General features: G+C 70.3%; 23 protein-coding genes and 3 tRNA genes. 16 read left to right on the top strand and 10 right to left on the bottom strand.

Annotated elements, in window-relative coordinates; all coding sequences use genetic code 11:
* Entirely contained in the window at positions 1–1,488 is a 1,488-nt protein-coding gene (locus tag Prum_RS25500) for a multicopper oxidase family protein (RefSeq protein ID WP_218577335.1), read from the top strand.
* Between the two features lie 67 nt (positions 1,489–1,555).
* Here the strand turns inward: Prum_RS25500 and Prum_RS25495 are convergent, their stop codons facing one another.
* Positions 1,556–1,945, bottom strand: a complete 390-nt coding sequence (locus Prum_RS25495; RefSeq protein ID WP_173078794.1) for a RidA family protein — start codon at positions 1,943–1,945, stop codon at positions 1,556–1,558.
* 69 nt (positions 1,946–2,014) lie between these two features.
* Here Prum_RS25495 and Prum_RS25490 point away from each other — a divergent pair, with 69 nt between their 5' ends.
* Together Prum_RS25490 and Prum_RS25485 are read left to right on the top strand one after the other, a co-directional pair.
* Positions 2,015–2,638, top strand: a complete 624-nt coding sequence (locus tag Prum_RS25490) for a CGNR zinc finger domain-containing protein (RefSeq protein WP_173078793.1) — start codon at positions 2,015–2,017, stop codon at positions 2,636–2,638.
* The gene (locus Prum_RS25485; RefSeq protein WP_173078792.1) at positions 2,635–3,747 is read left to right on the top strand and encodes a winged helix DNA-binding domain-containing protein; all 1,113 of its coding nucleotides are present in this window, start codon (positions 2,635–2,637) and stop codon (positions 3,745–3,747) included. Before Prum_RS25490 ends, Prum_RS25485 begins: the two co-directional genes overlap by 4 nt.
* 93 nt (positions 3,748–3,840) lie before the next feature.
* On the opposite strand, the gene Prum_RS25480 is transcribed toward Prum_RS25485, so the two are convergent.
* A tRNA-Lys gene (locus Prum_RS25480) sits at positions 3,841–3,913 on the bottom strand.
* A gap of 185 nt (positions 3,914–4,098) precedes the next feature.
* Between Prum_RS25480 and Prum_RS25475 the strand changes: the two genes are divergently transcribed.
* The 3 genes from Prum_RS25475 (at position 4,099) to Prum_RS25465 (ending at position 7,455) form a co-directional block, all read left to right on the top strand.
* Positions 4,099–5,325 (top strand): L,D-transpeptidase, encoded by a 1,227-nt coding sequence (locus Prum_RS25475; protein ID WP_173078791.1) that lies wholly within the window; start codon positions 4,099–4,101, stop codon positions 5,323–5,325.
* Positions 5,326–5,431: 106 nt separating this feature from the next.
* Positions 5,432–6,652, top strand: a complete 1,221-nt coding sequence (locus tag Prum_RS25470) for a L,D-transpeptidase (RefSeq protein WP_173078790.1) — start codon at positions 5,432–5,434, stop codon at positions 6,650–6,652.
* An 89-nt stretch (positions 6,653–6,741) separates the two neighbouring features.
* On the top strand, positions 6,742–7,455 hold the full coding sequence (locus Prum_RS25465) for a hypothetical protein (protein WP_173078789.1): 714 nt from the start codon (positions 6,742–6,744) through the stop codon (positions 7,453–7,455).
* 69 nt (positions 7,456–7,524) lie between these two features.
* On the opposite strand, the gene Prum_RS25460 is transcribed toward Prum_RS25465, so the two are convergent.
* Both Prum_RS25460 and orn read right to left on the bottom strand, forming a co-directional pair.
* A tRNA-His gene (locus Prum_RS25460) sits at positions 7,525–7,600 on the bottom strand.
* Between the two features lie 83 nt (positions 7,601–7,683).
* Positions 7,684–8,280: an oligoribonuclease gene (orn, locus tag Prum_RS25455; RefSeq protein WP_173078788.1), complete on the bottom strand. Its 597-nt coding sequence runs from the start codon at positions 8,278–8,280 to the stop codon at positions 7,684–7,686.
* A 38-nt stretch (positions 8,281–8,318) separates the two neighbouring features.
* Here orn and Prum_RS25450 point away from each other — a divergent pair, with 38 nt between their 5' ends.
* Entirely contained in the window at positions 8,319–9,554 is a 1,236-nt protein-coding gene (locus Prum_RS25450; protein WP_371871260.1) for a glycosyltransferase family 87 protein, read from the top strand.
* Positions 9,555–9,766: 212 nt separating this feature from the next.
* Positions 9,767–10,627: a type IV toxin-antitoxin system AbiEi family antitoxin domain-containing protein gene (locus Prum_RS25445; RefSeq protein WP_173078787.1), complete on the top strand. Its 861-nt coding sequence runs from the start codon at positions 9,767–9,769 to the stop codon at positions 10,625–10,627.
* A gap of 44 nt (positions 10,628–10,671) precedes the next feature.
* Here the strand turns inward: Prum_RS25445 and Prum_RS25440 are convergent, their stop codons facing one another.
* Genes Prum_RS25440 through Prum_RS25430 form a run of 3 tightly spaced genes read right to left on the bottom strand, consistent with a single transcriptional unit; the run spans position 10,672 to position 13,939 of the window.
* Positions 10,672–11,568: a hypothetical protein gene (locus tag Prum_RS25440; RefSeq protein WP_173078786.1), complete on the bottom strand. Its 897-nt coding sequence runs from the start codon at positions 11,566–11,568 to the stop codon at positions 10,672–10,674.
* A 47-nt stretch (positions 11,569–11,615) separates the two neighbouring features.
* Positions 11,616–12,299, bottom strand: a complete 684-nt coding sequence (locus tag Prum_RS25435) for a YcnI family protein (protein WP_173078785.1) — start codon at positions 12,297–12,299, stop codon at positions 11,616–11,618.
* 11 nt (positions 12,300–12,310) lie between these two features.
* Complete coding sequence (locus Prum_RS25430; protein WP_173078784.1) at positions 12,311–13,939, bottom strand: copper resistance CopC/CopD family protein; 1,629 nt, start codon at positions 13,937–13,939, stop codon at positions 12,311–12,313.
* A 135-nt stretch (positions 13,940–14,074) separates the two neighbouring features.
* Here Prum_RS25430 and Prum_RS25425 point away from each other — a divergent pair, with 135 nt between their 5' ends.
* From Prum_RS25425 to Prum_RS25400, 6 genes are all read left to right on the top strand, one after another.
* Entirely contained in the window at positions 14,075–14,623 is a 549-nt protein-coding gene (locus Prum_RS25425) for a sigma-70 family RNA polymerase sigma factor (protein WP_246278080.1), read from the top strand.
* A 28-nt stretch (positions 14,624–14,651) separates the two neighbouring features.
* Complete coding sequence (locus tag Prum_RS25420) at positions 14,652–15,158, top strand: MauE/DoxX family redox-associated membrane protein (RefSeq protein ID WP_173078783.1); 507 nt, start codon at positions 14,652–14,654, stop codon at positions 15,156–15,158.
* Complete coding sequence (locus tag Prum_RS25415) at positions 15,155–15,853, top strand: DsbA family protein (protein WP_173078782.1); 699 nt, start codon at positions 15,155–15,157, stop codon at positions 15,851–15,853. Before Prum_RS25420 ends, Prum_RS25415 begins: the two co-directional genes overlap by 4 nt.
* Before the next feature lie 101 nt (positions 15,854–15,954).
* A complete protein-coding gene (locus Prum_RS25410; protein ID WP_246278079.1) occupies positions 15,955–16,893 on the top strand; it encodes a hypothetical protein in 939 nt (312 codons plus the stop codon).
* An 86-nt stretch (positions 16,894–16,979) separates the two neighbouring features.
* Positions 16,980–17,456: a thioredoxin-dependent thiol peroxidase gene (gene bcp, locus Prum_RS25405; protein WP_173078781.1), complete on the top strand. Its 477-nt coding sequence runs from the start codon at positions 16,980–16,982 to the stop codon at positions 17,454–17,456.
* Between the two features lie 22 nt (positions 17,457–17,478).
* Positions 17,479–17,562 (top strand) — tRNA-Leu (locus tag Prum_RS25400).
* 4 nt (positions 17,563–17,566) lie between these two features.
* On the opposite strand, the gene Prum_RS25395 is transcribed toward Prum_RS25400, so the two are convergent.
* Positions 17,567–18,241 (bottom strand): AMIN-like domain-containing (lipo)protein, encoded by a 675-nt coding sequence (locus Prum_RS25395; RefSeq protein WP_173078780.1) that lies wholly within the window; start codon positions 18,239–18,241, stop codon positions 17,567–17,569.
* 46 nt (positions 18,242–18,287) lie between these two features.
* Between Prum_RS25395 and Prum_RS25390 the strand changes: the two genes are divergently transcribed.
* Positions 18,288–18,806, top strand: a complete 519-nt coding sequence (locus Prum_RS25390) for a GNAT family N-acetyltransferase (RefSeq protein ID WP_173078779.1) — start codon at positions 18,288–18,290, stop codon at positions 18,804–18,806.
* A gap of 172 nt (positions 18,807–18,978) precedes the next feature.
* On the opposite strand, the gene Prum_RS25385 is transcribed toward Prum_RS25390, so the two are convergent.
* Together Prum_RS25385 and Prum_RS25380 are read right to left on the bottom strand one after the other, a co-directional pair.
* Complete coding sequence (locus tag Prum_RS25385; protein WP_246278078.1) at positions 18,979–19,869, bottom strand: expansin EXLX1 family cellulose-binding protein; 891 nt, start codon at positions 19,867–19,869, stop codon at positions 18,979–18,981.
* Positions 19,870–19,921: 52 nt separating this feature from the next.
* Complete coding sequence (locus tag Prum_RS25380; protein WP_173078777.1) at positions 19,922–20,758, bottom strand: class I SAM-dependent methyltransferase; 837 nt, start codon at positions 20,756–20,758, stop codon at positions 19,922–19,924.
* Positions 20,759–20,814: 56 nt separating this feature from the next.
* Between Prum_RS25380 and Prum_RS25375 the strand changes: the two genes are divergently transcribed.
* Positions 20,815–21,639 carry a MurR/RpiR family transcriptional regulator gene (locus Prum_RS25375; RefSeq protein ID WP_173078776.1) on the top strand — a complete coding sequence of 275 codons (825 nt, stop codon included), beginning with the start codon at positions 20,815–20,817 and terminating at the stop codon, positions 21,637–21,639.
* Positions 21,640–21,646: the final 7 nt, after the last annotated feature.

Here is a 21,646-nt window from a genome sequence, read left to right as displayed (position 1 = left end):
ATGACTCATGGAAAGCGGGAGTGGTTTCCCGCTCACGAGAAGGCGCCGAGGCTGTCCCGGCGCGGGGTCCTCATCGGACTCGGCGGGCTGGCCGTCGGCGGCGCGCTGGCCGGCTCCGCGTTGCGCTACGCCCCGAACGCGTCGGCCGCCGCTACCGGCACCCTGAACATCCCTACGCTGCTCACCCCAACGGACGACGACGGCGTCGACGTCTACTCGCTGACCATGCAGACCGGCACGGCGCAGCTGCGTACCGGCCTGACCAGCAGCACCGCGGGCTTCAACGGGTCGTACCTCGGGCCGGTCATCAAGGTCGACAACGGCGACCGGGTACGGATGGAGGTCACCAACAACATCGGCGCGGAAACCACCGTCCACTGGCACGGCGCGCACATACCGCCCTCAGTGGACGGTGGCCCGCAGAACATCATCGCCGCGGGTACGACCTGGAGCCCCGAGTTCGACATCAACCAGGAGGCGTGCACCCTCTGGTTCCACCCGCACGGGCTGACCACCACCGCCGCGCAGGTCGCCCTCGGGTTGGCCGGAATGATCCTGGTCGACGACGACTCCGACGGGGCGGCCGCCCTGCCGAACGACTACGGGGTAAACCAGTTCCCGCTGATCGTGCAGTCGGTCCCGGTCAACTCCAGCGGCGTCATCCAGAGCACGACCGCCGGCCTCCAGTCCACGGCCACGACGTTCCCGCTGATCGTCAACGGCGCCAACGTGGCCAGCGCGACGCCCACCCTCAACGTGGACGAGAACAGGGTCCGCTTCCACGTCCTCAACGGCTCGATCACCGACATCATCACCGTCTCGCGTTCCGATGGCGGCACGATGACCCAGGTGGCCACGGACGCCGCGCTGCTTCCGTCGCCCACGTCGGTGACGAGCGTCCGTCTCGTCGCCGGTGAACGCGCCGAGATCGTGCTCGACCTCAGCGGGACCGTCACCCTCCAGGCCACGGTCACGGCCGGCGGTGCCCGCGGCGGCAGCGGCACCTCGTCGATCCTCACCATCACGACCGCCGACACGACGACCCGCGACGCCCTGCCGAGCACGCTCAACACCATCGCCGCCCTCGACACCACCGGCGCGACGACCCGCACGATGGCGCTGTCCAACACCGGCAACACCATGTTCATCAACGGGATCTCCGGTACAACGATGGAGGTGATGGAAGAGAACATGATCATGACGACGCTCGACGCGGTGGAGGTTTGGACGATCACGAACGCGACCAACCTGCTGCACTCGTTCCACCTGCACGACGTCCCATTCCAGGTGCTCGCCGTCAACGGCTCCGCGCCGACCGGCACGCTGAGCGGCACCTGGCGGGACACCATCGAGATCCCGGCCCAGTCCACCCGGCAGATCGCCATGAAGTTCACCGACTACGCCGACGACACGTACGGCTACATGCTGCACTGCCACAACGCCATCCATGAGGACGAGGGCATGATGCTCATGCTCATGGTCATGTAGGCACGGCGACGCCGGGGCGGCGGCTGTCGCCTCCGGCGTTGCTGGCGCGGGGCCGGGTGCGGGTGCGTCACACGGCGGCGACGGCGTCGATCTCGACGAGGACGCCGGGACCCAGGGCGGCGACGATGTGCACGGTGATGGCCGGCGGCGGGTCGGCCGGGTTCCACACCTGCTGGAAGGCGGCCACGCCCTCGCCGACCGACTGGCCCTCCACCACCGCGATGGTCCAGTGGACGATGTTCGACAGGCTCGCCCCCTCGCTCTCCAGGATGGTCGCGAGGTTGCGGAACGCCTGCACGGCCTGCTCCCGGAGCGTGGGGCCGACGACCTTGCCGTCGGCGTCGACGCCGTTCTGGCCGCCGATGTAGATCGTCTTCGCGGGTTGCTCGACCACGACGGCCTGGCTGAAGGCGGGGCTGCGGTGCAGCCCGTCGGGGTTGATGTGCCGGATACCCATGTGTTGCCCCCTCGGAAGTTGACACCAGTTAAACCGGTACGGGACCTCGACACCAGTTATAGTGGGTTCATGCGCGCGCACGCAACCGGCCGGCGGCTCCACGACCCCAAGGGAGGGTCGTTCTGGTACGACGCCGGCGCCGTCTGCCTGGACTTCGCGCACACCGGAGGTGAAGGGCAGTACTCGGTGTTCGAGACCCTCCACGAGCCGGCCGACCTCGCCGAGTGGCTGGCCCAGCCACCACTGGCCGCGGTCATGACCGTCCCCATGACAGTCGGTGACCTGACCGCGGCGAAGGCACTGCGCCAGGCCATCTGGGAAACCGCACACGCCAGGGCAGCCGACCGCGACCTCCCCGCCGGGGCGGTCGCGACCATCAACGCGACCGCGACCGCGCCGCCCCTGGTCCCCGAGCTCGCCACCGACGGCACCTCCGCGGGATGGGCACCACCGGTCTGGGCGGCCCAGGTGCTGTCGACCCTGGCCCGGGAGATGATCGACCTGCTGTCCGGGCCGCTGTCCGGACGCATCCGCGAATGCGCCAGCGATAACTGCCCGCTGGTGTTCGTCGACTCGTCCCGCCCCGGCGCCCGACGCTGGTGCTCCATGGAACGCTGCGGCAACCGTCACAAGCTCCGGGCCCTGCGCGCCCGACGCGGCACCGACCCCGTGCGAGAAGAGGAGGACGCGTGAAGGTCAGCTGGGGGCAGGTCTTCGCGTGGCGGATGCGACGGCAGTACCTGGACCCGCGCACCACGCGCACCGCGGCCGAGATCGTCAGCCGGCTGTGCGGTGTGCAGGCGCAGGTCTGGAGCGCCGCCGAGACGGCCGTCGCCGTGCGGCAAACGACACCCGACAGCGACAGCGTCGACCGGGACTTCGCCGCTCTCTCGTTGATGAAGACCTGGGTGATGCGCGGGACCCTGCATCTGCTGAGACCGGGTGAGGCGGGCGCCTACCTGTCACTCATGGAGACCACGGGATTCTGGCGCAAGCCCTCGTGGCAGCGGGTCTCCGGCGTCACCCCGCAACAGATCGACGAGCTGACCGAGAAGGTGGCGGTCGTCCTGGACGGCGCGGTGCTGACCCGCGACCAGCTGGTCACGCGGATCGCGGCGGACAAACGATTCGCCGGCATGGAGGACCGGCTGCGGTCGGGATGGGGCCAGGTGCTCAAGCCGTTGGCGTGGCGTGGCGTCCTGTGCCACGGCCCGAACCAGGGCAACAAGATCACGTTCACGCGTCCGGCGAGTCAGTACCCGAACTGGGGGAAGATACCGGAGCCCGAGGAGGCCGCACCCACGGTCATCGCGGCGTACCTCGGCGCGTACGGTCCCGCCACCCCCGAGGTGTTCGACCGCTGGCTGTCGCTCAACAGCACGAGCCGGCCGAGACTGCGCCAGTGGTTCGCGGACCTGGGCGACACGCTGACCGAGGTCGACGTCGAGGGACGCAAGGCGTTGATGCTGACCGAACACGTCGAGGAACTCGCCGACATCGACGTATACAAAGGTGTCCGACTGCTCGGTGGTTTCGACCAATACGTTCTCGGTCCGGGGACCAACGACGAGGCCCTGGTCCCGAAAGAGCACCGCTCCGCGGTGAGCCGGACCTCCGGGTGGATATCCCCGATCGTCGTGGTGAACGGCCGGGTCGCCGGAGTGTGGAACAAGGTCGACGGCGAACTGGTCGTGTCTGCGTTCCCCGGCAGCGGGCGCCTACCGCGGAAGGAGCTCGAGAAGGAGGCGGCACATGTCGCGCGCGCGATCGGACCGAGCCCGCTGACCGTGCGCGTCGCCTGAGCCGTGCGACTGAAGTGCGCTCAATCGTCCACCATGGACATGAGAAAGGCTCTGATCTGGGGCATAACGCCAGGTCAGAGCCTTGATCAAATGTGCGCCGCCAGGGACTCGAACCCCGAACCCGCGGATTAAGAGTCCGCTGCTCTGCCAGTTGAGCTAGCGGCGCTCGCTGACAACGGGTGAAACCTTAGCACGGCCCCTCGAACACCTTCCAACCAGTTCGACCAGCCACGCCGGACCGAGTGGCCGAAGCGGCGCACGTCCCGATCTGGCAGGCTGCTCGACTGGCCACCGGCGCTTTCGCGCATGGTGCACCATGTGCGCAGGAGCGTTGAGGCGAACGGGGTTGACATGAGCAGGGGCACACGGGGGTTGATACAGGCTGCCGTCCTGGCGGTGCTCGCGCCGCTAGCGCTCGCGGGGTGCGGTGGCGGTGCCGACGAGAAGCCCCAGTTCGTCAGCGGCACGACCGCGGCACCGTCCGCCAGCGCCTCGGCCAGCCAGGCACCGGCGGAGGCGTTCGCGCTGTCGATCACGCCGGCGGCCAACGGCAAGAACCTGCCGGTCAGCACCGAGATCGGCGTCAAGCTCACCGGCGGCGAGGTCAGCTCGGTCACGGTGACCGAGACCGGTGGCGCCAAGGTCGCCGGGACGATGCGCGCGGACGGCTCCGCGTGGGTGCCGAGCAGCCCGCTCAAGTGGGGCAAGACGTACACCGCCGCGGTGACGGCGACGGGCGCGGGTGGCGCGGCGACGCAGACCACGACGTTCACCACGATGGCGAAACCGGGCAAGGAGACAGGCACCGGGCTCTACATGTTCGACGGCAAGACGTACGGCGTGGCCATGCCGGTGGTCGTCGAGTTCCACCCGGGGATCGCGAAGAAGGACCGGGCGAACGTGCAGAAGCGCATGTTCGTCAGCACCGACCCGCCGCAGCCGGGCGCCTGGCACTGGGTGTCCAACGGCTCGCAGGCGTACTACCGGGCGCCGGAGTACTGGAAATCCGGGACGAAGATCACGGTCCGGATCGCCGTGGGCGGGCATCCGACGGGCAACGGCCGGTACGGGGACGTCGACCGGAAGGCCACCGCCAAGATCGGCGAGCGGTTCGAGATGAAGGTCGACAACAAGACCAAGAAGATGACGGTCTTGAAGAACGGCAACGTGATCAAGACCATGCCGGTGAGCCTGGGTAAGAAGAGCACCCCCTCGGTCAGCGGCACGATGGTGGTGATGGAGAAGAAGGAGCAGACCGTCTTCGACACCACGGACGACCCGACCGCGTCCGACAGCTACCGCGTCGACATCGAGTTCGCCCAGCGGCTGACCTGGAGCGGGCAGTACATCCACTCCGCACCGTGGTCGGTCGGGGACCAGGGTCGGCGAAATGTGTCACACGGCTGCGTTAACGTCGGTCCTGGCAACGCTCAGTGGCTGTTCAACCAGACCAAGGTCGGCGACCCGGTCACCGTGACGGGCACCGAGGACAAGCTGTCGCCGGGCGACGGCTGGACCGCGTGGAACATGAGCTGGAAAGAGTTCATCAAGGGCAGCGCCCTACCCGTAACCGAGTAAAACCGGGCAAACAGCGTAAAACTCCTGGCATGAAACCAGGATTTGGCGGGAAGCGTCTTTAGCGGAGGATGGATTAGCAAGACACCCGAGTGACTGCGAGGACATCATGCACCGACGTACGCCGAGCTCGAAGCCGGCGTGGCGGGCGCTAGCCGCCGCGGCGCTGGCTGCGGCCCTCGCACTCACGACGGCCGCCTGCGGCGACGACCCGCCCACCGCGTGGAACGATCCGAAGCAGCAACAGCAGCAAAAGGAAGACGGCGCCAAGAGCGTGGCGACGATCACCGGGCCGACCGCGGACGCCAAGGACGTGCCCGCCTCGACGGCGATCTCATTCACGACCGAAAACGCGAGCGGTGACCCCACCGTCGAGCTCAAGGACGCGTCCGGCGAGGCCGTCAAGGGCGCCCTGCAGGCGGATGGCACCTGGCTTCCCGACGGCGTGCTGGACTACGGCGCGACGTACACGGCGACCGTGACCGCGACCGACGCGGACGGCAAGAAGGCGACGGCGACCAGCATCTTCACCACGATGGCCAAGCCCAGCAAGCAGGTGCGCGTGACCAGCTTCCTCGGCGACGGCCAGGTGGTGGGCGTGGGCATGCCGCTTATCGTGCGGTTCAGCCGCGCGATCCCCGAGGACTACCGCGACGACGTGCAACGCCGGCTGATCGTGCAGACCACGCCCGTGCAGGAGGGGATCTGGCACTGGACCAGCCCCACCGAGGTGCACTACCGGCCCAAGCAGTTCTGGCAGACCGGGACCAAGATCTACTACAAGATGCAGACCGGCGGCCTGCCCATGGGCGACGGCTACTTCGGCCGCGCCGACGTGACGGTCGACGTCAAGATCGGCCCGTCCCTGATCATGACGGTCGACAACAAGACCAAGAAGATGACCGTCACCAAGGACGGCAAGGTCATCAAGACCATCCCGGTGAGCCTGGGCAAGAAGAGCACGCCCTCGTCCAGCGGCACGATGGTGGTGATCGAAAAGCAGCGCAAGACGGTCTTCGACACCATGGACGACCCCAACCCGGCCAACCGCTACCGCACCGACATCGAGTACGCGCAGCGGCTGACCTGGAGCGGGCAGTTCATCCACGCCGCGCCCTGGTCCGAGGGCGTGCAGGGCCGGACCAACGTGTCACACGGCTGCGTGAACGTGTCGATGGCCATGGGCCGCTGGCTCTTCGACCAGACCCACATCGGCGACCCGATCACCGTCAAGGGCACGGAAGACAAGCTCAAGAACGGCAACGGCTGGACCGACTGGAACATGAGCTGGGACGAGTACGTCAAGGGGAGCGCACTCCCCCAGAACTGACGCGGCACTCCGAAGCAGTATCAGCGGCCTACTCGGCGGCCTCAGTACTCCTGTCTGCGGGCAATCCCGCTCGCCTGAAGGAGGGGCCGATGGCCTGGTACTTGGCGCCGTCGCTGGCCGTGCTGCGCTCGGAGGTCAACACCCGGTGGCCCCAGCGGGACAAGACGAGCGACGGCACGATCGGTGACCCGGCGCACCAGCAGCGGCCCAGCGATCACAACCCGAACGCCCGGGAGTCGGTGGACGCGTGGGACATGGACAAGGACGGCGTCGACGTCGACGAGGTGATCCGCGCGTTCGAGCGGCATCCCAGCGCGAACTACTGGATCTGGAATCGCCAGATCGCCGACAAGGACACCGGCTGGCGGCCGGAGCCGTACAACGGCGACAACGCGCACACCCTGCATGTGCACTTTTCGATCAGGCAGAACGCTGCCGCCGAGCAGGACCAGCGGGCCTGGGGACTTTTGGAGGACACCATGACACCGGCCGAGTTCGTCAAGATCCTGGACGACCCGCAGGTGCAGGTCAGAATGCGCCGCCTGCCGTGGCAGTACGTCGGCGGTGGCATCCCGGTCGGCCTGTCCACCCTGAACGTGCTCAACGCGGTCCACACCGGCACGACGAACCTCGTAGAGGCGGCGGCCGCCGAGGTGCTGCGCGACGCCACCCTGCGTACCGTGCTGATCGACCAGCTCGTCGCCGCGCTGCGCGAGGAGCTGGACGAGCTGCCGGCGGAGCAGGTCGAGGCGGCGACGGAGCGCGCCATGCGACGGGTCCTCGGCGGCCTGGACGTCCCCTAAATGTCCCCTAACGCGACTCAGGCCCCGTCCGAAGACGGGGCCTGACCTGCATCTGTGGAGATCATCTCGTGGGGTGACTGAGGGGATTTGAACCCCCGACACCCGGGACCACAACCCGGTGCTCTGCCAACTGAGCTACAGCCACCACGACATCCGCGCCCGGCATCGCCGGTGCGGTGCGCCGACCAATGATAGCCATAAGCTGGCCGGTGCCGTCGACAGGGTTACTCAGAGCGTGGCGGCGATCGCCTTCGCGGCCTCGACGTCCGGGCCGGGCAGCGGCACGAAGACCGTCCGGCGGTAGTACTCCAACTCCCGGACGCTCTCCCGGATGTCGGCCAGCGCCCGGTGGGCCAGCCCCTTGGCGGGCTGGCCGAAGTACACCCGCGGATACCAGCGCCGGCACAACTCCTTGATCGACGAGACATCGATCATCCGGTAGTGCAGGTGGGCGTCCAGCCGCGGCATGTCACGCGCCACGAAGCCGCGGTCCGTCGCGATCGAGTTGCCGCACAGCGGGGCGCTGCGGGGGTCCGGCACCCACGACGTGACGTACTCCATGATCAAGTCCTCGGCCTCCGGGACAGTGACCGCCGAACGGCGGACCTCGTCCGTGAGCCCGGACTTCTCATGCATCTCCCGTACCACCTCGGGCATGCCGGCCAGCGCCGACTCGTCGGCGTGAATCACCACGTCGACACCCTCGCCGAGCACGCGCAGATCCGGATCGGTGACCAGCGCAGCCACCTCGATCAGTGCGTCCTTGCCGAGATCGAGCCCGGTCATCTCACAGTCGATCCAGACCAGAAGATCAGCCACGGCCACAGCCTACGCGCTGCACGCTCCCAGATACCCTGGCCGGCGTGCCGAAGACAACCGTCCGGATCGCCGGGGTCACCGCGCTCGCCGCCGCAGTCGCGGCCTTCCTCAACTGGTACGGCAACCGGCACGACTTCTTCGACCTGCGCATCTACATGAGCGCGATGCGCTGGTGGGCCGACGGCAACCCGCTCTACGACTATGCCCAGCCGGACCGGGTGCAGGGCGAGCTCTACTTCACGTACCCGCCGTTCACCGCGCTGCTGCTCCGGCCGTTCGCCTCGATCGACGTCAACGCCACCATCGCGATCTTCACGGTCGGCACCGCGCTCGCGATCGCGGTCACCACGTGGTGGCTGGTCTCCCCCGTCGCCGACCGCCACGGCCAGCCGCGCTGGTTCGTCGCCGGCCTCGCCATCCCGCTCATCTTCGCCATCGAGCCGACCCGCGAGACAATCACGTTCGGCCAGATCAACATGCTGCTGGTCGTGCTGATCCTCGGCGACCTGCTCCTGCTCGTACCCCGAAACTCGCGCTGGGCCGGCGTCGGCATCGGGCTGGCGACGGCGCTCAAGCTGTATCCCGGCATCTTCATCGTCTACCTGCTCGCCGCGCGGCGCTGGCGGGCCGCGATCACCGCGAGCGCCGCGGCGGCCGGCGCCACGCTCGCCGCGGCCGCGATCGCGCCACACGCGTCGTGGCAGTTCTGGACCCACGAACTGTGGTCGACCGACCGGGTCGGCCGCACCGACTACACGGGCAACCAGTCGCTGCTCGGCCTGCTCGGCCGGCTCACCGCCCCGGACGACCCCAGCCGGTTGCTGTGGATCGCGCTGGTCGCGCTCGTCTGCGGGTACGGCCTGTGGCGCGCCGCCCGCGCCGCACGCGCCGGCGACGAGGTGGCCGGTCTGGCGCTGACCGGCCTGGTCGGCGCCCTGGCCAGCCCGATCACGTGGACCCACCACGTGTACTGGTTCGTCCCCGCGTTCGTGGTGCTGGTGGACGCGGGGCTCCGCGGCGAGGGCCCGCGCCGGCGGCTCACCCTGATCGCGCTCGCCATCATCGGGTACGCCGTGCTGCTACGCGGCGTGGTCTCCTTCGACGACTGGGGCATCGCGGCGGAACCGACCGACTCGGTGCAGGAGTTCGTCCGGCGCAACGCGTACGTGCTGCTGACGCTGGTGCTGATCGCCACGCTGCCGGTGCGGTCCGGGGTGCTCGATTATCGCAGACGTGGACCGAAATGGACAGATCTACCTAGTCACGCCCCAGTCGGCTAATCTGTCCTTAACGGACAAGCTCCCCCGTGTTACACCGTTTCCCCCGGTGAGAGTGGCCCTCCGCAAACGGCATGCGGAGGGCCACTCGCCATACCGTCCCGTCTTAGCACACGGCCACCTTGATCGTCCGGATATCCACAGGGGGTCCCGCTGTCCACAGGCGGGCCACTCACGGATAGCCACCCCGCCGCGGCGGCCACACACTCTGCCGCATGAACACGTGGACGTACCGGGAACTGCTGGCCGATGGCATGAGCCCCAACCAGGTCCGCGATGCCGTCCGGGTGGGCACCCTGCACCGAGTCGCGAGCGGGCTCTACCTCGAAGGCGTCCAGCCGCCGCTCGTCGAGCACTTGCGAGTACTCCGGTCGGCCCTGCCCGATGAGGCGGTCTTCGGCTTCCACACCGCCGCCCACCTATACGGATTCGGCGTCATCCCTAGCGGGAAGGTCCACGTCGTCACCCCGGCCGGCACACCGCCCAGCGATCTCAAGAGCGTGGCCTCCCATCAGGCGGTCCTGCCGTTCGGTGATCCGGTCGAGGTGCATGGGCTGCCGTGTCTCCCGCCCGAGCGTTGCGCTGTTGACCTGGCGCGGGCGGTAAAACGGCTGGACACGCTGGCGGTCTTTGACGCCGCGCTCCGGTCCCGCCGGTGTACGGCAGACGATCTGAGGGCCGAGGCGGCCCGCCACGATGGATTGCGGGGCATCCGCCAAGCCCGGGCCGCGCTGCCGTACGCCGATCCACGCCCTGAGTGCCGCCAGGAGAGCCAGCTCCGCTTCGTCATGATCGACGGGGGTCTCCCGGCACCCGAGCCCCAACTCTGGGTGTACGACGAACGGGACGAGCCGACCTTCCGACTGGACACCGGTTATCGGGAGCAGCAGGTTGGCGGGGAGTACGACGGTCGATCTCACGTGACCCGGGAGCGAATGCGCGCCGACCGCGCGCGCCACAACTGGCTAGCAGCGCACGGCTGGAACATGCGCTACTACACCGACCAAGACCTCTACCACCGCCCCGCTTACATCCTCTCCACCATGCGCTCAGCACTCGGCCTCTCGTCGATCTAGGAAGGATCGTGGGTATAAATCGGACTCGATACCCACGATCCTTCCTAGATCGACGAGGCGGGTGGGGGCGGGGGCGCCGGGAGGTCGGCGGAGCCGGGCAACGCGGTGGCAGGGACCGGGTCGGGGGTGACTGTGCAGCGCGGGTGCGGGGGCCAGGCCAGGATGGGTTGGACGGGTGGTGGGGTTCCCACGTTCCACGCGGGTCGGGCCGGGGCGGGAACGGATACCAGCGGAGGCGCAAGGTCCGGGGCCGGAGGGCGCGCGGGCGGGACGTCGGCCAGGGTCGCGGGGCGGGACGGGTACGCGGGGCGGGTGGGCCAGGCGAGGGTGGCCATGCCGAGCGCGACCAAGGCGACGCCCAGCACCAGCAGTCCCCACGTGGCCGAGCCCAGCCAGCCGGGCCGCACCTCGACCCGGAGGTCCACGGTCATGCCGGCCCGCGTGTCCGGGTGGATGACGACGAGGGCGAGCCGCTGCCCGCGTACCTCCGAAGAGGCCCAGTCGACGGCGCCGGCGCCCTGCTTTTCCCACGCCGGCTGGGCGGCGGGGGCCGTGGTGCCGGGCACGGGGGTGACCCGGACCGGCAGCGTGCCGCGGGTGAGGCTGACCCGGTCGACCTGGGCGTACGGGACGCCGGCCAGGTAGCGCGCGGCGTCGGCGGCCGGTACGAGGCCGACGAGTGCCGGGCCGGCCTCGGTGCGGGCGGTGACCCGGAGCCGGGTGTCGCCGGCGCGGGTGAACGGCGCGTCGCGGCGCAGCAGCCCGTCCAGGTCCGGTACGACGACCGCGTGCCCCGGGGTGGTGATGCGCTCGACCCTGCCGCTGAACGCGCCGCCCGCGTCGCGATGCTGCATGGCTGTCCACAGCGCGCCGCCGACCAGGAGCACCGGCAGGCCGATGGTCAGCAGCAGCATTCCCACGGCCGTGCGCGCAATCCGCATCGCGTTCCCCTCATAACCCCTTACAAGGAGAAACGACGCTGCCGCCGTCAGGTCGCCTTGCGGGTACGCAAGAAGGCGAGGCCGCCGAGCACCAGCCCGCCGAGACCGGCGACAAGACCGATCACGCCGAGGACCAGCGCCAACCCGTCGTCGGAGGAATCGATAGTGGAGGAGTAAGCGACGGATGCCGGGGACGGCGACGCGGACGCCGGTGTCAGCTTGAGGACAGGCGCCGGGTTCTCCGGCTCTTCCGCGGATCCGGTCGGCTCCTCGATCCAGCGCGAGATCTCGCCGTCCGAGTACGTCTGCAGCACCTTGAACACCATCTGGTCGGTGTCCGGCAGCGGTCCCATCGACACCGGGAACTCGAGGAACTCGCCCGGCTTGACCCCGCCGCCGGCCGCCGCGGTCCAGGTGATCTTCGACACGACTTCGGTGACCTGGCTGCCGTGCACGTCGATCGGCGGGCTGACGGTGCGCCGCTCGACCTTCACGGTCCAGCCGGCCAGCGGCATGGTGGAGACCGACGCGACCGGCGCGCCTTCCGGCAGGACGACCTCGAGCTTGGTGGTGGACGTGGTGTCGCTCTCGTTCGGCACCCGGAAGGCGATGCGGCCGTACCCGCCCTGCTCGGCCTCCTCCGGGGTGACCGTGACGTGCGCGGCCGCCGGCGCGGCGAACGCGAACACGCCGGCCAGGACGGCCCCGAAGACGAGAGCGACGCGTTTCATGAAGGGCCCTTCTACTTGGCGGGCACGGTGGCGGTCACCGTGGCCTGGTCGATGTCGGATATCCGTACGGTGAACTTGAGCTGCCAATCCCCGGCGAGCGGGAAGTTGATCTCGCCGGTGGCGTGGTTGTCGGTCAGCGGCAGCAGCGGGATGTCGATCGGGGCCACGTCGTTGGCCGGCAGCGCGGCGGTGCCCTTCCACTCGACCACCGGCAGCGGCTTGTTGGCCTTGTCGTAGGCGTACAGGTGGATCGAGTTGTTGCCGGTCTGCGCCGGGTCGACGTCCACCTGCAGGTTGAAGAGGCTGCTGGTCAGCATCTGCGAGTAGTAGCCGGCGTCGGTCAGGTCGTCATTCGCCTCGGCGGTGCGGGCCGGGGTGGTCTGCACGAGCACCGCGGACAGCGCGAGCACCACCGCGGTGATGCCCAGTTCGACCCCGACCGTGCGGCGCAGCAGCCGCGGCTGGCCGCCGGCTATCCGCTTCCGGACCAGGTTCCGCGAGTACGCCGCCACGGCGATCACGGCAGCGAAGAGTCCCACCTTGGCGATGATCAGTTGGCCGTAGCTGGTGGACACCAGCGCCTTGGGGGTGCCGACCTCGATCAGCGCCTGCACGGTGCCGGCGAGCACGAGCGCGCTCACCGCCAGGGCCGCCCACCGCGACCAGATCGGCAGGATCGCGCCCAGTTCCTTTTCGTTGGCCCGGCGCAACAGGAAGACCACGAGCATCAGCAGGCCGCCGAGCCAGACCGCCATGCTGGCCAGGTGCACGGCGTCGACCACGACCGAGACGGCCGCGACCGGCGAGGCAGCCGGGTGACCGGCGACCGGCCAGGTCAGGAGCGCGCCGGCGCCCAGCACCACGAGCAGGATCTGGTCGCCACGGCCGGTCTGCCCGCGCAGGAGGGGGCGCAGGAGCAGGGCGATCGCGACGAGCAGGCCGAGCCGGATCAGCAGCGCGGTGCCGAAGGTGCTCGACAACACATCGCGGAGCCCGCTGCCGTCGAACAGGCCGGCGCCCGCCGTGTACGGCGCCTGGAGCCACAGGGCGGCCAGCGTCGCGAACCCGACCAGGCCCATCCCCGTCCAGATCACCGCGGCCGGGCCGCTCCGGGACAGCCGCGCCGGCCACAGCAGGCTCAGCACCAGCACTGGGCCGATCAGGAGTACGAGGCCGGCGTACCCGAAATAGCGCACGATCTTGATGGCGTTGTCGACGACGGGGTTGTCGTCGTTGCTCTCATTCAGGCTGGGCGCCGCCGACGGCGCGCCCACCGAGTACGTGTAGCCGCCCGAGACCGGGTGGCTGTCCGCCGAGATCACCCGGTAGCTGACCAGGTACGTCCCGTTTCCGCCGCCCTGGTCGACGGGGATGGTGACCACCGCACCGGCGAACGTCGCGCCGCTCTTGTCCACCCGCTCGCCGTTCGGGCCGATCACCCGGATCCGGTCGGGCACCTCCCGGACCGACTCGGTGAAGGTCAACACGACCTCGACCGGCGCGCTCGGCAGCACCGCGTTGGCGATCGGGTTGCTACTCGCCAGCACGGCGTGCGCGCTGGCCGGGGCGGGCGGCGTGGCGAGAACGGCGATCACGCCAGCGATCAACGCGAGCAGGATTCGGCGGGTCATGCCGGCCATGATTCTGCAACCGAGCACGCGAAGGCGACCCGGGGCTCAGGACCGGTCATACGTTGGTAGTCGGCGCCGGAGGCGGAAAAGTTCCCGGCGGGGCACTCATCCTTTTCCCAGCATCGCCGCGTACCCTCGGGTGCCGTGATTCCCGCCCAGCGCGATGCCCGCGCCGCCGACGAGTGGGTGCTTGCTGCCCGCGACGGCGACCCGGCGGCTCAGGCGGCGTTCGTGCGCGCGACCCAGACCGAGGTGTGGCGCTTCGTCGCCGCGCTCGTCGACGCGGGCACCGCGGACGATCTCACCCAGGAGACCTACCTGCGGGCCTTCCGCGCCCTGCCGGCCTTCGAGGGCCGGTCCAGCGCCCGCACGTGGCTGCTCGGCATCGCCCGCCGAGCGTGCGCCGACCATCTGCGTACGGTGGTCCGGCGCCGCCGTCTCGACGAAAAGCTGGCCGCGGAGGCCCACACCGGCGGCCCGTACCCCGATCCGGCCCAGCAGCTCGGCGCGGCCGACCTGCTCCGCCGGCTGCCCGACGACCGGCGCGGCGCGTTCGCGCTGACCCAGGTGCTCGGCCTGTCGTACGTCGAGGCCGCCGAGGTCGAAGGCGTGCCGGTGGGCACGATCCGCTCCCGGGTCGCCCGGGCCCGCGCCGAACTCGTCGAGGCGCTCGGCGAAGCCCTCGCCAGCTAAGGAACCTCCCGACTCCGTAGGACGACTAATGGATGTGACCGTCGCGAGCACGCCCGATTCGCGCGTATTTGTTGCTAAATGGCGACCTTGGTTGGGCACGCTGGTGCGGCTCGGCCTGGCCGCGGTCTGGCTCGTCGCCGGAGGCGCCAAGGTGGGCGACCTCGCCGCGTCGGGTCGGGCCGTCAACGCGTACGACGTCATGCCGTACGACCTGGCGAAGGTGATCGGCGCCGCGCTGCCGCTCGTGGAGATCGCGCTCGGCGTACTCCTGCTGGTGGGATTGGCCACGCGACTGGCCGCCGGCATCTCCGCGGCCCTGCTGGTGGTGTTCATCAGCGGCATCGCGCAGGCATGGTCGCGTGGGCTGCAGATCGACTGCGGCTGCTTCGGCAGCGGCGGCCAGCTCGGCGCCGGCCAGAGCCCCACGTACGGCCCGGAAATCCTGCGCGACCTCGGGTTCCTGGCGCTTGCCGGGTTCCTCCTGATCTGGCCCCTCACCCGTTTGTCCATTGATCAATGGCTGGAGAAGAGATGAGTTCCAGGGTTGGACAGAAGCAGGCCGCCCGGGTGGTGCGCGACCAGATCGCGCGCGAAAAGCGGCGTTCGAGGACACTGTGGACGTCGGTCATCGCGGTGGCCGCGCTGGTGATCGCCGGGCTGGTGGGCTGGGGCGTCCTGGCCAACCAGGACTCGGGCAGCTACACCGCGCCGCCCGGCGCCGTGGAGAACGGCACCGGCATCGCGATGGGCGACGGGCCCGTCAAGATCGACGTGTACGAGGACTTCATCTGCCCGGCGTGCGGCCAGTTCGAGACGCAGTCCGGCGCGACGCTGGACCAGCTCGTCGCGGACGGGAAGGCGACCGTGGTCTACCACCCGCTCGCGTTCCTGGACCGGATGTCCTCGACGAACTACTCCACCCGGGCGTCGGCCGCTTCGGGCGCGGCGGCCGAAGGCGGTAAGTTCCGGGAGTTCGCCAAGGCGCTCTTCGCGAAGCAGCCCGCGGAGGGCAGCGCCGGGCTGACCGACAATGAGCTCATCGAGATCGGCAGGTCGGTCGGGCTCGGCGACGCCTTCGCCCAGGCCGTACGGGACGGGAAGTACAAAGCGTGGACGGCACACGTGACCGACGAGGCGAGCGGCGACGGCGTCACCGGCACGCCCACCGTGCGGGTGGCCGGCAAGGACGTACAGCCGACCAGCCAGGCCATCCTCGCGGCCGTCGGCTAATCCTCGCGGCTGCCGCCGGCGTCCTCGCGGCGCTGGCGGCGGCCGCCCCGGCATGGGCGCACGGCGGCGACGCCCCCGACGGCACCAACTACCGCACCCTGGTGACGTCGGCACCCGCGCTGGACGGCCTGTCGGCGCGCGCGGTCGAGGCCGGCGCCCGCCTGGAGCTGGACAACCGCACCGGCGAGACCATCGAGGTGCTGGGCTACGACGGCGAGCCCTACCTCGAGGTACGCCCCGACGGCGTCTACGAGAACGTGCACTCCCCCGCGACGTACCTCAACGAGACCCTCGCCGGCGACGCCGAAGCGCCCGCGTCGGCCGACCCGACCCTGCCGCCGTCGTGGCGCAAGGAGTCGGACGAACCGGTCGCCCGCTGGCACGACCACCGCACGCACTGGATGAGCGCCGACCCGCCGCCCGCCGTCCGCGCCGATCCCGGCCGCGCGCAGCGGGTACGGGACTGGGTCGTCCCGCTGCGCACCGGCGTGTCCACGATGGAGGTACGCGGGACGCTGGACTGGGTGCCCCCGCCGAGCCCGGGCGTGTGGTGGGCGATGTGCCTGCTCGTGGCCGTGGGCGTGGGCGCGCTGGGGCTCGTCCCGGCGGCACGGCTGGTCCTCGGCGGCCTGCTCGCGGCGGCCGGCGGCACGTCGATCGCGTACGCGGTAGCGCGCGAACTGGACGCCGGGGCGACCGGGCTCGGCGGCGTCCTGCAGGGCCTCCTCCTCGGGCAGCTCTGGCCGGTGCTCACCGGGCTGGCCGCGCTGGCCGTCGGGGCGTACGCCCTGCTCCGCCGCTCCGCCGCGGACTTCGGGTTGGCGCTGGTCGGCACCTGCGTGGCCATCTTCGCCGGAGCCGCCAACGCCGCCGTGTTCGGCCGCGGCGTCGTGCCGGTGTCGTGGCCGCCCACCTGGGCCCGGGTGGCGGTGTTCGGCGTGATCGCGGTGGGCGCCGGCGTGGCCGTGGCGGGCGGGCTCCGCCTGCGGGCCGCGGCCCAGGCGAGCGCTGCCGGTGGCCCGGTCACGGTCGACGGATAGTCCATCGACCGCGACCGGTCCCCCTTTACCCCACGTCCGACTCCACGTACGTGGGACCGGAGCGGTTCACGGGTAGGGTTCGAGACATGACCGAGACACCTCGCCTCGCTCCCGGAGACACGGCGCCCGAGTTCGCCCTCCCGACCGACACCGGAGAGACGCTCACGCTGAAGGAGCTGCACGGACGCAAGGTGGTCCTGTACGCGTACCCGGCCGCGATGACGCCCGGCTGCACCAAGCAGGCGTGCGACTTCCGCGACTCGCTGGCGTCCCTGCAGGCGGCCGGGTACGAGGTGGTCGGCATCTCCCCGGACAAGCCGGCCAAGCTGGCCCAGTTCCGCGAGCGCGACGCGCTGACGTTCCCGCTGGTGTCCGACCAGGACAAGGCGGTCCTGACCGCGTACGGCGCGTACGGGGAGAAGCAGCTCTACGGCAAGACCGTGACCGGCGTGATCCGCTCGACGTTCGTGATCGACGAGGACGGCCGGATCGAGCGCGCGCTGTACAACGTGAAGGCCACCGGCCACGTCGCCAAGCTCCGCAAGGACCTTGGACTCGACTGAGGCTCTACACTCATCGGGTCTAGCGGGAGTGGCGTAATTGGCAGCCGCGTCAGGTTTAGGTCCTGGTGTCCGAAAGGACGTAGGGGTTCGAGTCCCCTCTCCCGCACACGTCAGTGCGCGATCTCCAGCGTCAGCTCGCTGTAGCCGTCGCCCGCTCGCCACGACAGGGTGAACGGCAGCCGCTCACTCACCCCCACCGCGAAGACGGTCTCGCTGCCGTCGTTCGGCCCCGCGTACGCGACCTCGCGCAGCGCCGGCCACCCGTCGGGCACCCGGGCCACCTCCTGCCCGATCCGCCACGGCGTACGCCCCGGCTGGTGACCGCTGTTCGCCTGGCCGAAGTCCGGCGCGTACACGACGACCTCGATGACCGCGTCGCCGCGCACCGCGACCAGCGCACCGGACAGGTCCCGCACGCGCGGCACGTACTGGGCGTGGCCGCCGACCTTCACCTCGCCGTTGACGCGAAACACCACCCGGTCGTCGCAGACCCGGCGGGCCACGGTCACCAGGTACAGCTCGGCGGTGGCATGCTCCGGTAGGTCGACCGGCTCGGTGCCGCCGCGATCGGGGCAGGTGAACGTGGGCTTGGGCTCCTGGACCGTCGCCTGGACCTTGGGTGCGACGCCGGCCGGCGTTTCGGTCACCGGGGTCCCGGTCGTGCCCGCGGACGTGGCCGGGGCGACCGGGGTCGCTGGCTCAGGGCTGGACTGGCATGCGCTCATGCCGGCCGCGAAGCTCATGGCGACGACGGCGGGCAGGATGCGCGCGGTGGCGTTCGGCATACAACCAGGACGAGCGACCGGCCCATCCGGTTGACAGGATGGGTGCATGGCGATCCGCTTCGAACTCGACCCCGATCTCACCCCCGATCTGCGCGAAGAGATCGTGTCCCTATGGGTCGACGTCACGAACGCGGGCGGCGCGGTGGGCTTCGTCGATCCGGTCACCCGCGCCGAGGTCGAGCCGATGGCACGGGACGCGTTCGCCGCGGTCACGGACGGCCCCGACCGCCTGCTGGTCGGCTACGAGGGCGAACGGCTCGTCGCGATGCTGATCTTTGTGGACAACCGCTTCGCGCTCAAGGACCACTGGTGCACCCTCAAGCGCGTCATGGTCCACCCTGACTGCCAGGGACGCGGGTACGGCGCCGCCCTCATGCGCCAGGCCGAACGGCTCGCCCGCGAGATCGGCTGGGAGGCCCTGCACGTCACGGTGCGTGGCGGACTCGGCCTGGAACGCTTCTACGCCGCACTCGGGTACAAGGAGGTCGGGCGGCTGCCAGGCGCACTGCGGGTCGGCGCCGGCGACGACCGCGACGAGACCCTCATGTGGCTCCCCCTCCGCTGAGCCTCTGCACCGCCTACCGCTCGTCGATCAAGGACTTTCGCGTCGATCAAGGGCATATGGTCGTGCTTTGATCTCCAATCCACGACCATATGCCCTTGATCGACGGGGAAAGCCTTGATCGGCGCGGCGCGGCGCGACGGCGCGCGGCGCGGCGGAGCAAGGAGCGGCGGGGTTAGCAGTGGGAGGCGACGGCGGCGGCCTCCAGGTCGGGGGCTCCGGGGGCCGACGGGGAGGACTCGGGTGGGGACGGCGCGGGGGCGGAGGTGGCCGGCGGAGGGGCCGCCGAGGTGCCCGAAGGTGACGGCGCGGCGCGGCGGGTCGGGGAGGTCGCCGGCTGGGCTGCCGCCGGGGGTGGGGCGGCCTTGCCGTACATGGTCACGGCGGTCTTCTGGGTCTGTGTCGGGGCCATCTTGATGCCGGACGCCGTGGCGCTCTGGCCGTGCACGTCGGTGACCCGGATCGTGTACGGGCCGGGGCCGAGCCCGCTCTCAAAGATCCAGTAGTTGAAGTCGGCGCGCGCCGTCTTGCGCCACGCGGAGCCCTGCTTGACCTCGACCGACTTCAGCGGGTTGCCGTGGTTGCCGACCAGCACCGCGAACCAGTACTGCGACGCGCCCTCCTTGATGCGGAAGGTGAGCGGGCCGGGTAGCGCCGGGTTGACGACCTGCTTGTACGTCACCGGGATGATCCCGTCGACCGGGTTGCCGATCTTGGCGAACGCCTCTTTGCTGAGGTCGATGTGGCCGGGCGCGCACTCGGGACACTGGTCCATGATCAGGACGCGCACCTTGCCCTTGGGCCCGGTCACGTCGAGGTAGCCGCCGCAGTTGGCCGCCTTGGCATACTCGGAAGGGCCGAGCGCGACGTAGAGCCGGTTGGCCGGCGCGCTGACGAAGGAGCAGTTTCCGCCGCCGCCCTGGGAGTCGTAGAAGGTGGCCTTGCCCGAAGCCTGGGCCGCCGCGGCGCAGGCCGGGTCGCCGGACCGCACCACGAGCGCGACTCCGACCACGGCAGCGAGGAGCGCGGCGGCTCCGCCAAGGAGCCAGCGCCGGTCTGTGAACACCGCCAGATGCTGCCCGACCGCGCGGCGACCAGGCAATGCCTCTAATAGAGAACTAAGGAAGCCAGGCCACGCCGATGCCGTCGCCGGGGAACCAGTGCCGCGCCGGGGTCTCCCGGTACGCCAGGAAGCTGCGGCCGCTGCGTTCGGCGTGCTCGGCGAGCACGTTGGTGACGGTCGCGTTGTCGGTCAGCAGCAGCGCGTTCGGGGCCAGCTTCGGCTCGACCGCCTCGAACTCGCGCCGCTCGTGGGCCACGCTGTGGTCGCTGTCGTGCAGGAAGAGGTCGACCGGGCGGTCGAGCGCCCCGATCGAGGCGATCGAGTCACCGATCACCAGGTCGACGACGCCGGCCCAGGGCTCGGCCTTGGCCAGGTAGCCGGCTTCCGGGTTGATGTCGAGCGAGGTGACGCGTCCGGGCGAGCCCTCCTCGGCGTTGCGGAGCAGGGCGGCGGCCAGCACGCACGAGCCCAGTCCCTTGTCCACGCCGGTCTCGACCACGTGACCGGGCTTGCGGGCGCGCACGATGGCGTACCAACCGATGCGGCGTGCGTAGCGCACCTTGCGGTCCGCGAGGCCGCGCCGCGCGGACGCCGCCGTGGCCAGCTCGATGTGCCGCCGCAGCGCGTCGTCCGTCTCGATCTCCTTCAGGTACGCCCTGACCTGCTTGACCGGGGTGGCGCACACGACGCTCACGAACCAGGCGAGGTGCTCGCGGCTGAGCTTGGTCAGGTCGTACGTGTAGTTGTGATGCTCGCGCGAGGTGAAGAGCCACTTGGCCGAGGTGCCGAGGACGCGCGCGTCGTGGCGGGCCACCCGCACGAGTCGCTTGGGAAAGGCGGCCACCGGCGCCAGCGGCGTACGGGCGATCGTCCGTCGGAAACTGCTCGACATCCGGTGAGTTTTACCACAAGGTTGCCTGTGAATGGAATTATGCATAAGCTCGGTCTGTGAATGACGACGGCGTCGTGGGGCTGTTCCAGGGCGTACGGCTCACGCCGACCCAGCGGCGGATCGCGCACAGCCTGGTCCAGCACGCTTCGGCGGCGGCCTTCCTGTCCGCCGCCGAGGTGGCCGAGCTGGCCCGGGTGAGCCAGCCCTCGGTCACCCGGTTCGCGATGGCGCTCGGCTACGAGGGCTATCCGGCGCTGCGCCGCCGGCTCCGCGAGGTCACCAGCAAGACCGTCCCGCCGCCCGGGGGCAACGAGATGCAGCAGGCGGTACGCGCCGAGATGGCCCACCTCGACCGCCTGGCCGACCAGCTCGCCGACCGCGACCGGCTGGCCGCCGCGGGCGCGCTGCTCGCCGGGAGCCGGCCCCTGCCGGTGCTCGGGCTGCGCGCCGCCGCACCGCTCGCGGCGTACTTCGCCTACTTCGCCGCCAAGGTGCTGCCCGACGTGCGGGTGCTCGACTCCGGCGGCAGCCTGCTCGACGACCGGCTGGAGCAGGCCCGTGCCGCCGGCGCGACGGCCATGCTGGCGGTGGTCCTGCCCCGCTACCCGCGCGAGTCGCTGGACGCCATGCGTGCGGCCCGATCCGCCGGACTGTCCATCGTGGCCATCACCGACTCGCCGGTCAGCCCGGCCGCCGAGTACGCCGACATCGCGCTGACCGCGGCGGTCGGCGCGCAGCTGGTCTTCGATCTGCACACCGCACCCATGGCACTGTCCATGGTGGTCCTCCAGGCGATCTGCGACGCCGCGCCGGACGACGCCCAGCGCCGGCTGGAGGAGTTTGAGCAGTCAGTCAACCGCCGCCAGGTCTTTGTGAGTTAGGGGAGCG

It is taken from the genome of Phytohabitans rumicis (assembly GCF_011764445.1).
GTDB classification, from domain to species: Bacteria; Actinomycetota; Actinomycetes; order Mycobacteriales; family Micromonosporaceae; genus Phytohabitans; species Phytohabitans rumicis.
This window is presented reverse-complemented; position numbering and strand designations above follow the sequence as displayed.

Coding starts and splice junctions, on each gene's coding strand:
- Prum_RS25390 (WP_173078779.1), top strand. CDS start 18,288: ATGGCGATCCGCTTCGAACTCGACCCCGATCTCACCCCCGATCTGCGC.
- Prum_RS25445 (WP_173078787.1), top strand. CDS start 9,767: ATGAACACGTGGACGTACCGGGAACTGCTGGCCGATGGCATGAGCCCC.
- Prum_RS25415 (WP_173078782.1), top strand. CDS start 15,155: ATGAGTTCCAGGGTTGGACAGAAGCAGGCCGCCCGGGTGGTGCGCGAC.
- Prum_RS25490 (WP_173078793.1), top strand. CDS start 2,015: ATGCGCGCGCACGCAACCGGCCGGCGGCTCCACGACCCCAAGGGAGGG.
- Prum_RS25465 (WP_173078789.1), top strand. CDS start 6,742: ATGGCCTGGTACTTGGCGCCGTCGCTGGCCGTGCTGCGCTCGGAGGTC.
- Prum_RS25380 (WP_173078777.1), bottom strand. CDS start 20,758: ATGTCGAGCAGTTTCCGACGGACGATCGCCCGTACGCCGCTGGCGCCG.
- Prum_RS25430 (WP_173078784.1), bottom strand. CDS start 13,939: ATGGCCGGCATGACCCGCCGAATCCTGCTCGCGTTGATCGCTGGCGTG.
- bcp (WP_173078781.1), top strand. CDS start 16,980: ATGACCGAGACACCTCGCCTCGCTCCCGGAGACACGGCGCCCGAGTTC.
- Prum_RS25395 (WP_173078780.1), bottom strand. CDS start 18,241: ATGCCGAACGCCACCGCGCGCATCCTGCCCGCCGTCGTCGCCATGAGC.
- Prum_RS25495 (WP_173078794.1), bottom strand. CDS start 1,945: ATGGGTATCCGGCACATCAACCCCGACGGGCTGCACCGCAGCCCCGCC.
- Prum_RS25440 (WP_173078786.1), bottom strand. CDS start 11,568: ATGCGGATTGCGCGCACGGCCGTGGGAATGCTGCTGCTGACCATCGGC.
- Prum_RS25470 (WP_173078790.1), top strand. CDS start 5,432: ATGCACCGACGTACGCCGAGCTCGAAGCCGGCGTGGCGGGCGCTAGCC.
- Prum_RS25475 (WP_173078791.1), top strand. CDS start 4,099: ATGAGCAGGGGCACACGGGGGTTGATACAGGCTGCCGTCCTGGCGGTG.
- Prum_RS25420 (WP_173078783.1), top strand. CDS start 14,652: ATGGATGTGACCGTCGCGAGCACGCCCGATTCGCGCGTATTTGTTGCT.
- Prum_RS25435 (WP_173078785.1), bottom strand. CDS start 12,299: ATGAAACGCGTCGCTCTCGTCTTCGGGGCCGTCCTGGCCGGCGTGTTC.
- Prum_RS25500 (WP_218577335.1), top strand. CDS start 1: ATGACTCATGGAAAGCGGGAGTGGTTTCCCGCTCACGAGAAGGCGCCG.